This is a genomic window from Bradyrhizobium sp. Rc2d (assembly GCF_900099855.1).
Classification (GTDB): domain Bacteria; phylum Pseudomonadota; class Alphaproteobacteria; order Rhizobiales; family Xanthobacteraceae; genus Bradyrhizobium.
On record NZ_FNCU01000018.1, the window covers coordinates 63,914 to 78,081 of the forward strand.

General features: G+C 61.2%; 10 protein-coding genes. 3 read left to right on the plus strand and 7 right to left on the minus strand.

Going from position 1 to position 14,168, the window contains the following annotated elements:
• Positions 1-148: 148 nt before the first annotated feature.
• The 7 genes from BLV07_RS22510 to BLV07_RS22545 all read right to left on the minus strand — a co-directional run bounded on the left by BLV07_RS22510 (position 149) and on the right by BLV07_RS22545 (position 8,683).
• Positions 149-448, minus strand: a complete 300-nt coding sequence (locus BLV07_RS22510; RefSeq protein WP_091889632.1) for a hypothetical protein — start codon at positions 446-448, stop codon at positions 149-151.
• A gap of 42 nt (positions 449-490) precedes the next feature.
• Positions 491-1,219, minus strand: a complete 729-nt coding sequence (locus BLV07_RS22515; protein WP_091889634.1) for a LamG domain-containing protein — start codon at positions 1,217-1,219, stop codon at positions 491-493.
• The gene (locus tag BLV07_RS22520) at positions 1,216-2,571 is read right to left on the minus strand and encodes an ABC transporter permease subunit (protein ID WP_283806530.1); all 1,356 of its coding nucleotides are present in this window, start codon (positions 2,569-2,571) and stop codon (positions 1,216-1,218) included. Before BLV07_RS22520 ends, BLV07_RS22515 begins: the two co-directional genes overlap by 4 nt.
• A 7-nt stretch (positions 2,572-2,578) precedes the next feature.
• On the minus strand, positions 2,579-3,325 hold the full coding sequence (locus tag BLV07_RS22525) for an ABC transporter ATP-binding protein (protein WP_176945695.1): 747 nt from the start codon (positions 3,323-3,325) through the stop codon (positions 2,579-2,581).
• Between the two features lie 594 nt (positions 3,326-3,919).
• Positions 3,920-7,159 carry an efflux RND transporter permease subunit gene (locus tag BLV07_RS22535; protein WP_091889640.1) on the minus strand — a complete coding sequence of 1,080 codons (3,240 nt, stop codon included), beginning with the start codon at positions 7,157-7,159 and terminating at the stop codon, positions 3,920-3,922.
• A gap of 3 nt (positions 7,160-7,162) precedes the next feature.
• Positions 7,163-8,365, minus strand: coding sequence for an efflux RND transporter periplasmic adaptor subunit (locus BLV07_RS22540; RefSeq protein ID WP_091889642.1), 1,203 nt, complete (start codon positions 8,363-8,365; stop codon positions 7,163-7,165).
• Between the two features lie 36 nt (positions 8,366-8,401).
• Positions 8,402-8,683, minus strand: a complete 282-nt coding sequence (locus BLV07_RS22545) for a metal-sensing transcriptional repressor (protein ID WP_091889643.1) — start codon at positions 8,681-8,683, stop codon at positions 8,402-8,404.
• Between the two features lie 195 nt (positions 8,684-8,878).
• Between BLV07_RS22545 and BLV07_RS22550 the strand changes: the two genes are divergently transcribed.
• The 3 genes from BLV07_RS22550 (at position 8,879) to BLV07_RS22560 (ending at position 13,734) form a co-directional block, all read left to right on the plus strand.
• Positions 8,879-9,646, plus strand: a complete 768-nt coding sequence (locus BLV07_RS22550) for a sulfite exporter TauE/SafE family protein (protein WP_244551179.1) — start codon at positions 8,879-8,881, stop codon at positions 9,644-9,646.
• A 78-nt stretch (positions 9,647-9,724) separates the two neighbouring features.
• Entirely contained in the window at positions 9,725-10,762 is a 1,038-nt protein-coding gene (locus tag BLV07_RS22555) for a Cj0069 family protein (RefSeq protein WP_091889842.1), read from the plus strand.
• A gap of 569 nt (positions 10,763-11,331) precedes the next feature.
• On the plus strand, positions 11,332-13,734 hold the full coding sequence (locus BLV07_RS22560) for a 3-keto-alpha-glucoside-1,2-lyase-like domain-containing protein (RefSeq protein ID WP_091889645.1): 2,403 nt from the start codon (positions 11,332-11,334) through the stop codon (positions 13,732-13,734).
• Positions 13,735-14,168 lie beyond the last annotated feature (434 nt).

The window sequence follows — 14,168 nt, forward strand, 5'->3', positions numbered from 1 at the left end:
CGACAACTTGTCAATGCCGATAAACATTCATTTCGAAGCAGCGGAATCGCTCGCAGGGGAGCTGCGGACGCAACGCCTCTACGTCGCGCGGAGGGGTCGCACGCGAAACCAGCCCGCCCCGATTCCATTCACTCCCGACGGGAGCTATCTACTCAATCCTCGTCGTCGTCATCGCCGGTACGTAGTCGGCCGTTCTGCGAATTGATGGCAACATTCGCGGTTTGGCCGTCTTTCGAGCCAATCGCCTCGAAGTACCATCGTTGCGCACGATCTGGACATTCGACCAGCCGTCCGACTGCAGCTTTTGACGGATCTGATCCTCGCTGACCGGCTTGTCTCCCGCGATGAAGATCGCACCCCTGCCCTCCGGTTCGGCGGTAACAATGGCGACACCCACGAGGCCCAGCAACAGCGCGCCGCTGCCTGCCAGAATCCATTTCCTGTTCATCGTCCATCTCCTTTTCTGACGAATCTCCCCGCTGTCATCCTTTCAATTGCCGCCGGCGACGATGGTGTAATCTGCGAAGTACATGTGGCTGTCGGCCTTCGACCAGAGCCCGATCCGGCCCGACACAGGTTGGGTCAGCGTGTGCTCCAGATAGAGCTTGCCATCGAGATAGCCTTCCACCTTCGTGCCTTTGACGCGGACCTTGAGGTCATGCCACTGCCGTGTCGCGGTCGGCGTATTGCGCACCCATTTGACGGAAGAGCGCTTGCCGTTCTCGAACTTCCACAGCACGATGTTGTTCTCCAGACAGTTCGCGCGGACCGTCAGGTAGTCCCCGTTTGGCCTGAGATTGAATAGGATGCCGGCGCCCTGGTCGATACGACCCGACAACCCTTCAAAGCGCACCGAAATCTCGCCATCGCTGAAATTTTCGATTTTTGGCGCGACCGCGTAGGGATAGTAGGCGTAGGCCTGCACGCGATCGAGAAACTCAGCGTAGCGTTCACCGTAGAGAGCCCGTGCCTTGTCGGCGATACCTGCCGACGATTGCCCCTCCTTCCACTGCCGGCCATCGACAGTGAGCACCTTCTTGCCGCCGTCCTCCTCGATCCTCCAGAAGCCCACCACTGGCACCAGCGACTTTGGTTCCCCACCGACGGTTTCATTCGAGAGGTCAATCTTGATTGGCTCCGCGGCTAAACAGGGCAATGCCGGCACCGCAAAGCCGATTGCCGCGAGGATGATCATTCCGAGTTTCTTGCAGGATCTCATGGCTTAACTCCTGGATGAACGAGAGGACTTTTGTCTGGAGGGGGCCGGCGAATCCATCGCCACGCGAGCACGATCAGGAGCGGCAATCCGCCGAAGAACCACAGCAGCACCGCGTCTGCGCTAACGACCAGGGGATAACCGGGGTACTCTTCGCCGACGCTAGGCGCCGGCGGCTGCGTGCCCGCGAGCGCATATAGTAGCGGCAGTATCTCCCGCGGACTGGTGGAGCGGCTTACGTCGGTTCGATCACCATAGGCATATTCGATCTGACCATAGGCGTCTGATGGATTGGCAACGCTCGACCGCTCGCTTGCGAGAACAACGGTGACGTCAGGCATGGCGCGCTCGAGCTTCGCGAGGACGTTGCGTCGAAGATCGATATAGCGGGGGTCCTCGGCAGCGAGATTGACCTTGATGACCAAGGGCCGCCGAAGCGATGCGAGCAAACGTTCATCTGCCGAAGTAAACGAGTTGCGACGATCTTCGCTGAGATCCCCGGATGCCCTGATCTGCGCCGCGACGGTGAGCGCAACGGCAATCACAAACACACAAGACACAGAACGGATGACTTTCGTCCGCACCGGTGTACCGGGAGGGAGCCAGACAACTGTCAGCGCAGCGAGCCCGCCAATGACGGCCGCTATGCCTAGCACGAGGCCGGCCGAAAGAAGCCCCTGCTCAAAGGGACGCAGCGTTTGGGTTAGCGACAATTGCGCAAGCCAGGCCGACAGACCAGAGCGGCCCGCGAGCGTGAAATCCAGCACCCATGATCCTATCGTGACGGCGAGCGCGATGATGGCTGCAGTAGCCGAATTGTCGGCGATAACCGCGGCGAGCAGCCCAATGGCGCCGGCCAGCAGACCGTAGAGCAAATGACCCAATATAAGATTCAGCGTCTCGGGCGCAGCCAGATGGCCACCCAACATAGCCCACACGGCCAGCGCGGAAAGCGCAGGAATGCTCACCATGAACCAGGCTGCCAGCACGGCGCAGAATTTTGCAGCGATCAGCGTCGAGGGTCGGTACGGCAATTGGACCAGCAGTCGCAAAGCGCCACTTTCCTTCTCCTGGCCCAGCACGCGGATCGCCACGAAAGGGAATAGCAACGTCACAGCCACATAGAATGAGCCGAATGTCGGAACGAGGATTCCATCGAGGGGAGACAGGCTCCTGGCCAGGACTGGCGACTGGAGGGCCGCGGCGCTTGACTCGCTGTAGAGCGAGACTGCCTGGACGAAAGAGTATCCGACAAGCGGACAGACCAGCAGCAACATAGTCCAAAGTGCCCGCCCGGCCGTGACCTCGCGGAGCTCCTTTGCGAGCAGCGGAACGATCGGTGCGGTCGGCCGCACGTATGCCTCACGTGAGTGCAAGGAAGATATCCTCTAGCGAGCCGTTCGGCAGTCCAGTCTGCGCACGCAATTGAGCAAGTCCTCCAGATCCGCGCACCTGCCCTGCCGAGAGCAGGATGAAGCGGTCGCAGACCCGTTCGGCATCCCGCAACTGATGAATGGAGAGGATCAGCGTGCGTCCGCGCGCCGTCTGGCGACGCAACAAGCCCATGACGTCCCGCGTCTGCCGCAGATCAAATCCGTCAAATGGTTCGTCCATCAGCAACAGCTCATGCGGCGCAAGCAGCCCGATGGTCAGCATCAGGCGTCGGGCATAACCTTTTGACAGGGCGTGCACGCGCTTTCGAAGCACCGGCTGTAACCCGAGCGCTTCGATGGTCGACTTGATGTCTGCTTCTGACCGTCGAAAGACGCTGCCGACAAACCACACGACCTGCAGGGCCGATTGGTCCTGGTACGGACGGACGCCATCAGGCAGGTAGAACAGGACGTCGCGTCGACGGCCTACGTGCAGCGGCTCTCCGCGCCAAAAGACGTCGCCTGAATTCACCGGTAGAAGTCCGGCAACGGCTTCCAGCAATGTCGTCTTGCCGGCGCCATTTGGACCGATGATGCCGAGGATTTCGCCCGCGACAGCAGAGAACGTCACACCGTCGATCGCGGTGCCATCGCTTCCATAGCGCTTGGTCAGGTTTCTCACGCCCAGCAAAGGCGCTGAACGGTCTGGCGAAAACCCGTCGTTGACGGTTGACATGCAGCGTCCTTCTCAGGAATCCGGACGCGATGCTTGGGCATGTCGCCTCATGGGGAGATCGCCGTCCCCATAGCGGCGACCTTGCCAAAGCGGAATTGCTTGTCAATTAGGAACCGGCGGAAGCGAGGCTCGCCAACTTGGCGGTTTGTTCACTTCAGCTTGATCGGGTTCCCGCTCACAGCTCTCTGTAGCGGCAACATGCGGCCGATCACGTTTCGCTCTCATAGCCAGCCTGATTTCAGCGCTTCTCGTCACGCTCAGGATGCGCTCGCCAATCACGACCTACTGTTTGACGATCCTCGTCGGTCTTGCCAGCAGATCCATCGCCAGTACTTCGGTTGGCATTTTCCTGAGCCTTCCAGTCACGCTCGATCTGAACACTCTCACCGCGCGCTCGCTCTTGGTCGCGAGATTGGTCCGATTGCTGGGGCGTGCGATCTGGCTGCACCGGAACCGATTGCTCCTGCTTATATGTCTTGGATAGCCCGGACTCCTCCGCATATCCGGGAGCGAGACTGCAGGACAGTAGTATTGCCGTTTGTCATCGCGATGGGTTCGGTTGGCAAGGACTGAAAGCACGATAGGCCCTCTGGTCTATTCGGCTGCGCGTCGCGAGAGGAACTGATCGGATCTCTTCAATCGCAATGACCGTCGCGCGAAATAGGCATAGAGCGCCGGCAAAACGATGAGCGTCAACAGCGTCGCCGTGAGCAATCCACCAATCACCACAGTGGCCAGCGGCCGCTGCACCTCGGCGCCCGTTCCCGTGGCGAGCGCCATGGGGACGAAGCCGAGCGATGCGACCAAAGCAGTCATGATCACCGGTCGGAAGCGTATTAACGCCCCCTCTTCGATCGCTGACCGAAGTTCGGCGCCGTCCTCGACCAGCTTGCGGATCTGGCTCAACATCACGAGCCCGTTCAGGACGGCGACACCCGACAACGCGATGAAGCCAACCGCAGCCGAGATCGAGAACGGCATGCCACGCAGCCATAGCGTGACAATACCGCCGGTCAGAGCGAGCGGCACGGCGCTGAAGACCAGAAGCGCATCGCGCGCGGAACCCAAGGCGCCGAACAGCAACAGGAAGATGAGAAGGAAGCAGCCGGGCACCACGACCATCAGCCGCTGCCGCGCGACGGAGAAGTTCTCGAACTGTCCTCCCCAGGCCAGATAAGTCCCAGGGGGAAGCTTGACCTGTTCTGCGACCTTGGCCTGTGCTTCGGCGACGAGCGAACCGATGTCCCGGCCGCGAACCTCGGCCGTCGTCACCACCCGACGCTTGCCGTTTTCGCGGCTGATCTGGTTGGGCCCCTCGGTCTGCTCGAAGGATGCCAGTGTGCGCAGCGGAACGGAGGGGGCCGGCGTATTCGGATCGGCGTGCGGCAACGGCACCGGAAGGATCTCCAGAGCGGCAATGTCGGAACGCAGCTTGTCGTCGAGCCGAACCACGATCTGGAAGCGGCGGTCACCTTCGAAGACAAGCCCGGCCACCCGGCCTCCAACAGCCGTCTCGATCAAGTCCTGGATGGTCGCGAGGTTAAGGCCGCGGCGGGCGATCTCGGCCTTGTCGATGCGGATTTCAAGGAATGGAAGGCCGGTCGTTTCCTCGACCTTGACACTTTCGGCGCCCTCGATGCGACGCAGCACATTGGCGATCTCCTGCGCGGTCCTCTGCATTTCGCTGAAATCGTCGCCGAACACCTTGACGGCAAGATCTTCCCGGACACCCGCGATCAGCTCGTTGAACCGCATTTCGATGGGTTGGGAGAAGCCGACCTTGTTGCCCGGCAACTTGGTAGCTTCTGCCTCGATCTGCCTTATCAGGTCGTCTTTCGACAGTGACGGATCCGGCCATTCGCTCTGCGGCTTGACGATGATGTAGGTGTCGGAGGCGCTCGGGGGCATCGGATCGGCTGCGAGATCGGGCGTTCCTGTGCGCGAGAACACGAAGGAGACCTGCGGAAATTTGCTGATCGTCCGCTCGATCAGGAGCTGCATCGCTTGAGCCTGCGACAGCGCCGTGCTGGGCACGCGTTTGACCTCCATGACGATGTTCTTTTCGTCAAGCGTCGGCGTGAACTCTTGACCAAGTCGACCAAAGAGGATCACCGCACCGACGAAGAGAACCACCGCCGTGGCCATGATCGGCCGCGGCGACACTACTGCCCTCGCCAGGACTGGCGCATAGAGTTGCTTAAGCCAATGGACAATTGCGTTTTCCTGTTCGCGCACCGGCTTGGTCATCGCGATCGCAATCGCCGCAGGCACGAAGGTCAGTGACAGAACGAAGGCCGCAACAAGCGCGATCATCACAGTCAACGCCATCGGCTCGAACGTCTTGCCTTCGACGCCGGTGAAGGTCAGTAGCGGCACATAGACCAGGATGATGATGAGCTGGCCGTAGACCGTGGGTCTGATCATCTCGATCGCTGATACCGTCACGGTGTTGAGCCGCTCGGCAGGCCTAAGGGTCCGGCCGAGCTCGCGCTGGCGTTCTGCCAGATGGCGCAGGCTGTTCTCCGTGATGATGACGGCACCATCGACGATCAGGCCGAAGTCGAGCGCGCCAAGGCTCATCAGGTTCGCGCTGAGCTTGGTCCCCAGCATGCCAGTTACCGTCAACAGCATCGCGACTGGGATGACGCCAGCGGTAATCAGCGCCGCACGGAAATTGCCGAGCATCAGGAAGAGCACTGCGATCACCAGCAGCGCACCTTCGGCGAGGTTGGTTGCAACAGTCCGAATGGTGGCGTCAACCAACTGCGTGCGATTAAGCACGGTCCGCGCCTTGATGCCCGGCGGCAGCGTGCGGCTAATCCGCTTGATCTTGGCGTCGGCAGCGGCTGCCACCGTGCGGCTATTGCCGCCGATCAGCATAAGAGCGGTTCCGAGCACGACTTCTTGCCCATCGACGCTGGCACTGCCGGTCCGCAGCTCGCGCCCGATCTCGACATCGGCGACGTCCTGGATGCGCACGGGAATTCCTCCCCGCGTCGTCACGACAATCTGCCTGATGTCCTCGAGGTTCTCGACCCGGCCGCTGGCGCGGACTACGACGCCTTCGCCGTTCTGCTCGATGAAGTTGGCGCCGCGGCTGACGTTGTTGGCCTCGATCGCGGCGATCATCTGGCTGAACGATAGCCCATAGGCGTTCAGCCTGAGCGGATCCGGGTGCACCTGAAACTGTTTAACGAACCCGCCGATCGCATCCGCTCCGGCCACGCCGGGCACTGTCTTCATTTGCGGGCGGATGGTCCAGTCCTGCACGGTACGGAGATAGACAGTACGCTGAAAGTCATCGGTCAACCGCTCGCCTTCGGGCGTGAGATAGCTCCCATCGCTCTGCCAACCCGGCTTGCCGTCCTCGACCGGCGCCATCTCGCCTGGTTTGGCATATTCGACCGCCCACCAATAGATCTCGCCAAGGCCGGTGGAGATCGGCCCCATGCGAACGTCGACAGCGGGAGGAAGATTGCTTTTCGCTTCGTTCAGCCGTTCGGAAACCTGCTGACGCGCGAAGTAGATGTCGGTGCGATCAGCGAATACAGCCGTGATCTGCGCAAAGCCGTTACGCGAGAACGATCGCGTCGATTCCAGGCCGGGCGTGCCCGCCAGCGCCGTCTCGAGCGCGACTGTTACCTGCTTTTCGATTTCAGTTGGCGTCAACGCCGGGGCGGTCGCGTTGACCTGCACCTGTACGTTCGTGACGTCGGGAACGGCATCGATCGGTAGTTTCGTCATCGACCAAAAGCCGGCTCCAGCGGTAACCAGCGTCACCAGCACCACGAGCCAGCGCCGACGAACTGAGAAGTCGACGATCCAGGCAATCATTGCTCAGTCCTCGTCGCGGGGCTTCGAGAGCTCTGCCTTCAGCGAGAACGTATTTGACGCGGCGATGGTCTCACCGGCAGCGAGACCAGAGGCGATCTCAATGACCTCACCGTCGCGCTCGCCGGGCATTACGCCCCGCACTTCGAATCCATCCTTGCTGCGAATGAAGACCACCCTCCGTCCATCCACGGTCTGAAGCGCGCCGATCGGCACCACGACATCTGCCCGGTGCTCATTCAGTGCAATCGCCGCAGTAACGAAGGACCCTGGCCGCCAGCGGCCGTCCGGATTGTCGAGCGCAGCGACAACGCGAGCACTGCGCGTCTCCTTTTCAAGCAGCGGCGACACGAACACGATTTTGCCAAAAGCGGTTTCCGGCATTCCCCGCCCCGTGATCCGGACAGTTTGGCCCTCTTTCACCAATGGCAGGTCGCTGGATGAGACAGCCAGTTCCACCCATACGCGGCTCAGATCGACGATGACAAAGAGCTCGGTTTCAAGATTGTCGCGGCCGACTGCCGTTCCGAGTTCGACTCTGCGTGCGGCAACCCGGCCCGAGATCGGCGCGCGAACGTTTTGGCTCCGCAGCGAGATCTCTGGCGCCTGCGGTAGACCGGCGATTTCATTTTCCTGCACGCCCAACGCCAGCAGCTTTTGGCGGGCGATGTCCAGGCGCATGGCGGTCTGCGCTGCCGCATTGCGGGAACGAATATATTGCAGCTCCGGCGCTGCGCGGCCTTCCCACAATAGCTTGTCTCGTCCTGCGAGATCTTGTTGCAGTTCGTTCGCAAGTCGAGCGGCCAGATATTCGCTCTTGGCGTCCGCAACTTCGCGGCTCTCAAGCGAAGCCAGAATTTCGCCCTGTGCGACGACATCGCCGATGTTCTTGCGAAGCTCGGCAACGGTGCCGGACAGCTTCACTGAGACGTGCGCAACCCGGTCCGCGTCTGGAGCAACGGTTCCGGGCACCAAAAGTCGCCTAGCGATGCTGCCCGGTCCAACCTGCACTTGCTCGATTTTGGCGAGACCAATTCGCTCGTCATCCATCCGAACGACCGGCCGACGTTGGGCCTCGGGTGTTTTGGCCTCCGGCTGCTCGGCGGCAACTCCCACGGCTTTCCGCAGGGCCGGCATGCCTGGTGCCCAAAGGGCAGATGCGACGCCCGCTGCGAACACCGCGACCAGGATAATCGGTCGGAAGGACATACGTTTCTCTTCAATATCGGCGCAGTGCGCCGCCGCTCAGAGGTAACGCGAGATCGCCTTGAATTCGGCGAGCACGGTCTTCGTGGATTTCGACGAGCCCCCGTTCGCTGCCGCGTCGAGGCAATTGTCCACGTGATCGTGGATGAGCGCCCTCTTCGCCTCGCCGATGGCCTTCTCGACCGCATGAAGCTGCTGAGCGAGATCGAGACAGCCGCGCCCCTCGCCGAACATCTCGATGACCCTGTGGAGGTGCCCCTCGGCGCGCTTCAGCCGCTTGACGATCTCCGGATGACTTTCGTGAACGTGTTCTTTCGCCATGCCATATCCTATCCCCCCTGAGGGGATATGTCGAGCGTTGCTCTGATGCCATCTTGTAGGCAGATCAACTAATCGACCCTTCAGGGACAAAAGGTCGCTCACCGCGCACATTGAAAACGTCAATTGAGCTTTCTCGGCGTTCGGACTAGTGTGCCTCTGGGGATGTAGCAGCCTCCCCGTCAAGTGGGTCATCCCATGCAAGAGCTGTTCGCTTTGTTTTGGAGCGAACACATGGATGGGATGTCTTTTGAACTTCCGCTTTTCATCGTTGCGACGTTCGCCGGTGCGCTCGTTGCCGGCATGTCCGGATTTGCATTCGGTCTGATAGCCGCCTCGATCTGGCTCTACATCCTTACTCCCCTGCAAACCGCCAGCTTGATCATCGCCTTTGGGCTGATCGTGCAGGGTTACTCCGTATGGAAATTACGTGGTGCTCTGGACTGGAGACGGCTCTGGCCGTTCATCTTTGGCGCGGCACTCGGTGTACCGGTTGGGGTAACAATATTGACATGGGCCGATCCTGGCCACGTCCGCGCGGGTGTCGGCGTGTTTCTCGTCCTCTACAGCCTCTATGCACTGTTTCGTCCTACGATCGAGCCCTTGAAATCACAGGGCGCCGCAGTCGATGCCGTTGTCGGATTCCTCAACGGCGCCCTGGGCGGCATCACTGGGCTCGCCGGAATCCTCGTCACGATCTGGTGCGGACTGCGCGAGTGGCCCAAGGATGTGCAGCGTGCGGTGTTTCAACCCGTTGCGGTGGCGACGTTCCTGGTGAGTGTGCTTTGGATCGGCGCCAAAGGCGCGTTGAGCGCGGAGACGATCAAGCTCTTTCTGATCGGATTGCCAGCCCTGTTCGCCGGAACTTGGCTTGGTCTCAAGTTGTTCGGCCGTGTCAGCGAGGCCGCATTCCGCAAGATTGTATTGGTGCTGCTGTTGGCTTCGGGCGCGGTCCTGATCGTCTAGCGTTGCGCTGGCCTGGCCCTTGTTCTGTGCAGAACCAAAACACCATCATATGGATCAATGAATCAGGAGCCGATTTCCATGCTTGAACACACAGCTCGCCTCGGCCGCATCGCTATCCTGTGGCGCGGGGATGAAGCGGCGCGCCGCACTGCCTCGCCAGAGACCAGCCGGTTCAGCGCCGTATTCGCGGCGCTCGCCGATGTCGGCGTTGATGCGGAACCGGTGGTCTATGAGGACGATGTCCTCGACGCCGTCCGAACACAGCTCGCCACGTTCGATGGCGTGCTCGTCTGGGTCAATCCGATTCACGAGGGGCACAACCGCGCCAATCTTGACGCGCTGCTGCGCGAGGTCGCGGCGCGCGGCATCTGGGTGAGCGCCCATCCCGATGTGATCCTCAAAATGGGCACCAAAGAGGTGCTCTATCGCACCCGCATGATGAGCTGGGGTTGTGACACGGCCCTCTATCGAACGCTCGAGCAAATGAGTGCGGAATTGCCCTTGCGACTCGCCGCCGGTCCGCGCGTGATCAAGCGCAACCGCGGTAATGGCGGCCAGGGTGTCTGGAAAGTCGAGGCGCTGGCAAGTCCACCCGACGGGCTGATGGTACGCGTGCTTGATGCCACCAAGGAAAGATCGGAGGACATCGCATTGGACGAGTTTCTTAAGCGGTGCATCGAGTATTTCGAAGACAGTTCTGTGATCGATCAGCCGTTCCAGCCACGCCTGAGCGAAGGGGTGGTCCGCTGTTATATGGCAGGCGATCGCTGCGCCGGCTTCGGCTATCATAAGGTCAAGGCGCTGATTGACGAACCGAGCGCGCGCGCGAAAGCCGGACCGCGGCTCTATGCCAACAAGGCCGACCCGCGCTTCCAGGGCCTGCGCCGGTTGATGGAAGACGAGTGGACGCCGCAGCTGACTTCCTTGCTGGACATCCCGAGGAGCGATCTCCCGATGATCTGGGATGCAGACTTCATGCTCGGCCCGCCTTGTTCCGACGGGAGCGACAGTTACGTGCTCGGCGAGATCAACGTCAGTTCAGTCTTCCCGATCCCGGATGACGCGCCGGCAGGGATCGCCCGCCGCGTCGCGGATAGACTGCAGGCGAAGCTCTGAATGTCGGCTGTGTCATAGCTTCGGAAGCTGACCACATCACGCTACTCGGCTCCGGCGTGCAGCCAGCGCAGGCGCTGAGTGTCTCTTTGTTCGCTCGCGCTGACGATGCGATCGAGCGGCAACGCATTTCGCGTCTGGCTCTTGGTTGACCGGCGGCTCACTCACAAGGCCGCTATGCGCCCAAGCGGCCCTCCCGGCCAAGTCGCAGTTTCACCCGCAGACGACTGGCAGCATTTCTGTCGTTCTGGCGCTTAGGTCTGCTTCTGCGGAGCAGCTCACTGCAACCGCCGCGAAGTCTATCAGCCCTGCGAGATCACCCGCGGGGTCACGGAGCTGAAATCGCACTCATGTGTGAACCGGCTCACCAATCGTGCCGGCAATTTGTCGTATCATTTCTCCCCGATCGCGCTCCAAGCGTGTGGCAGGTCTTCGTCGCGTGTCTCGCTTGACCCCCTGACGCGCCTCCTCTGCCTTGCTGCGGAGGCGCGGCCTAACGATCGAAAGCGACACGGCCGGACCAAACCGTCTCGCGCACCGCGGCGATCTCAACGCTTCGAAAGGAACTCTCCATGCTCACCTTTCTGCGGCAAGACCCTTCCATTCCGGTCGATATCCAAGACACCGAGTTCACGCGGGATCTGCTCGGCCGATACGTGTGCAGCACCTATGACGAAGCCGTGAGCAACGGCGGCAAGCCGTTTGATGTAGTGGTCATCGGCGCAGGCATGTTCGGCGCCTATGTCGCCGACAAGATCTATCGCGGCAGCGCCGACCAGAACCTCCGGGTGCTCCTGCTCGACGCGGGAGGCTATTTTGCTTCAACGCACGTGCAGAACATGCCGCATCTCGGGCTGAATGCGCCGGATACCGCGCTGGTCACGCGTAACGATCAAGATCCGGGTGGGCGCAATGGCGTCTGGGGCATTCCTTGGCACAGCAACGAGCCGTTCACCGGGCTGGCCTACTGCCCGGGAGGCCGATCGCTGTTCTGGGGAGGCTGGTCGCCGCGGCTCACGCCAGCTGATCTGGCTGCGTGGCCCAAAGGCGCGCGCGATTTTCTGACAGCGAACTACCCGGACGTCGAGTCCGAAATTGGCGTTCAGGACAAGGCGGACTACCTCTCGGGTCCGCTCAATGCGGCGGTCAATGCGGCGCTCCAAAGCGTGGCGAGCGGCGCGAACATTCCCAATGTGACCGTCGATGTCGTCGAAGAGGCCCCGATCGCGGTGCAGGCAGGCTCACCGGGGCCCGGCCTCTTTTCGTTCGACAAATTCAGCAGCGGACCCATGCTGCTGGAGAGCATCCGCGACGATATCGCGAAACGTTGGACATTGAACGATAATTCGCGGCGGCGATTCTTCCTCGTTCCGCGGTGCCACGTGATCCGGCTACAGAACAGCGGGGGCAAGGTCACGGGCATCGATCTCACCTACAATGGTCAGTTTCGATCGCTCTCCGTTCCGACAAACCTCAGTCCCGATTGCCAGGTCATTCTGGCGGCGGGGACGATCGAGTCGACACGGCTGGCGATCGAGTCGTTCCCGATCAATCGTGGTGCGTACAGCATGGGCGCCAACTTCATGGCGCATCTGCGCACGAATCTGACCGTGCGCGTCAAGCGCAGCGCGCTCGGGCTCGGAGCGGTCACCACACTTGAGCAGGGCGGAGCCATCGTGCGCGGCGAGATCACGAATCCGGACGGCAGCAAACGCCGCTATCATTTCCAGGTGCTCGCATCGGCAGAGAAAGGACAGAACCCGGAAGCAACGATGTGGACTATGGTGCCCGACATCGACCTGTTGCGGAACCTGCTTTCGAACGAGGACCCGGATTGGGTGGCGATCGTTTTTCGCGGTCTCGGTGAAATGGACGGCGACAAGAGCGCAGGCCCGGGCGGCGTCACGAGCTTCGTGAACCTCACCAATGCGGCCGATCCGCTTCAAAACGACGGCATGAGCGCGCGCGCGTGGGTCAATTTCACGCCGACGTCAAACGACTACGCGGCCTGGAGCAAACTCGCCAGCGCGGCGGTCAGCCTGGCCGGACGCCTCGGCAAGAACGCCGGCGACGTTCAGTACCTGTACAATGGCGGCTGGCAAAGCACCCCGCCCGCCGATCCGTTTGGTGCCACCAAGGACCAGCTGGGCAATACGCATCACGAAGCGGGCACGTTGTGGATGGGCGAGGATCCGGCCACATCGATTACCGACTCCAACGGACGATTCCATCACATCTCCAACGCCTATGTTGCTGGCCCTGCTGTGTTCCCCACCGTCGGCTCGGCGAATCCATCTTTGACCGGCCTTACGCTCGCGCGTCGGACGAGCGCGGCCGTCGTTGCGGCATCGACGCCGACACCTTTGGCGCGTTTCAAGCCGCTCTACGCAGGAAGCTTGGCAGACTGGCAGATGTCGGGGTCCGGAAGCTTCCTGCAGGTGTTCGACATTCTCGAGTCCGTCGGCGGGCCCGGATTGCTCTGGTACACGCGCGAGAGCTTCTCCGACTTCGTGCTCGAGCTGGAATGGCAATACGCCAACCGCACGGACAACTCCGGCGTTTTCATCCGCGTGCCCAACCTGAACAGTTCGAATCCGAACGACTGGACGGCCGCAATCGACCAAAGCTACGAGATCCAAATCGATCCCCGTGGATACAACTCCGAAAAGAATATGGAGAACGATCCGCTGCGAAGCACGGGCGCCATTTACAACATCAATGCCGCGACCCGCAGCGATGTTGCGAAAGGCCCGTGGCAATGGAACAGGTTCCTGATTGAGGCGGTCGGAAACCGCATCAAAGTGACGCTTAACGATGTGCTCGTGAACGACTTCACGGATCCCACGTCCCGGTCTCTTCGCGGCCACATCGCGCTACAAAACCATCACGATGGATCGAAGGTGCAATTCCGCAACATCCGCATCAAGACGGTGTTGCCGGGAGTCACCGAGCTGCCTGTCCCAAGGGTCGCCTAGTCTTCGCCGTTCTGCACAAGATGGGGCGCTCCGCCGGAGCGCCCTTGGCAGTTGCGCGATCTGCGTCGGAGTGCGGTCGCATTTGCTGTGATTTCAATGGCTTATCGAATGGGCAAACGCGTAAGTGCATTTCAGGCCTATAGGCGCTTTTCGGGCACAGCTCCAAAGCTCTGAACTAGGTCGGGGTTTCGGGATGCCACACCTCGCCATCGACCCGCCGACCCATCGCTGGACTCTGCCCGTTATTTGGACAGATGCCACAGCGAAGCCACGTGTTCACGCCACCCGCCACTGAGATTTCGGCCAATAACCGCCGTCAAACTGGCGGGGCTGGCACGGCGTTCTGTGGGCGTCTGCGGAGAAGCCGTATGATCGGAGCCTGCGGCTGCGCGGTCAGAGCTCCGTTCCCCGTCCCCGTGGCCGAGCAACTCTTT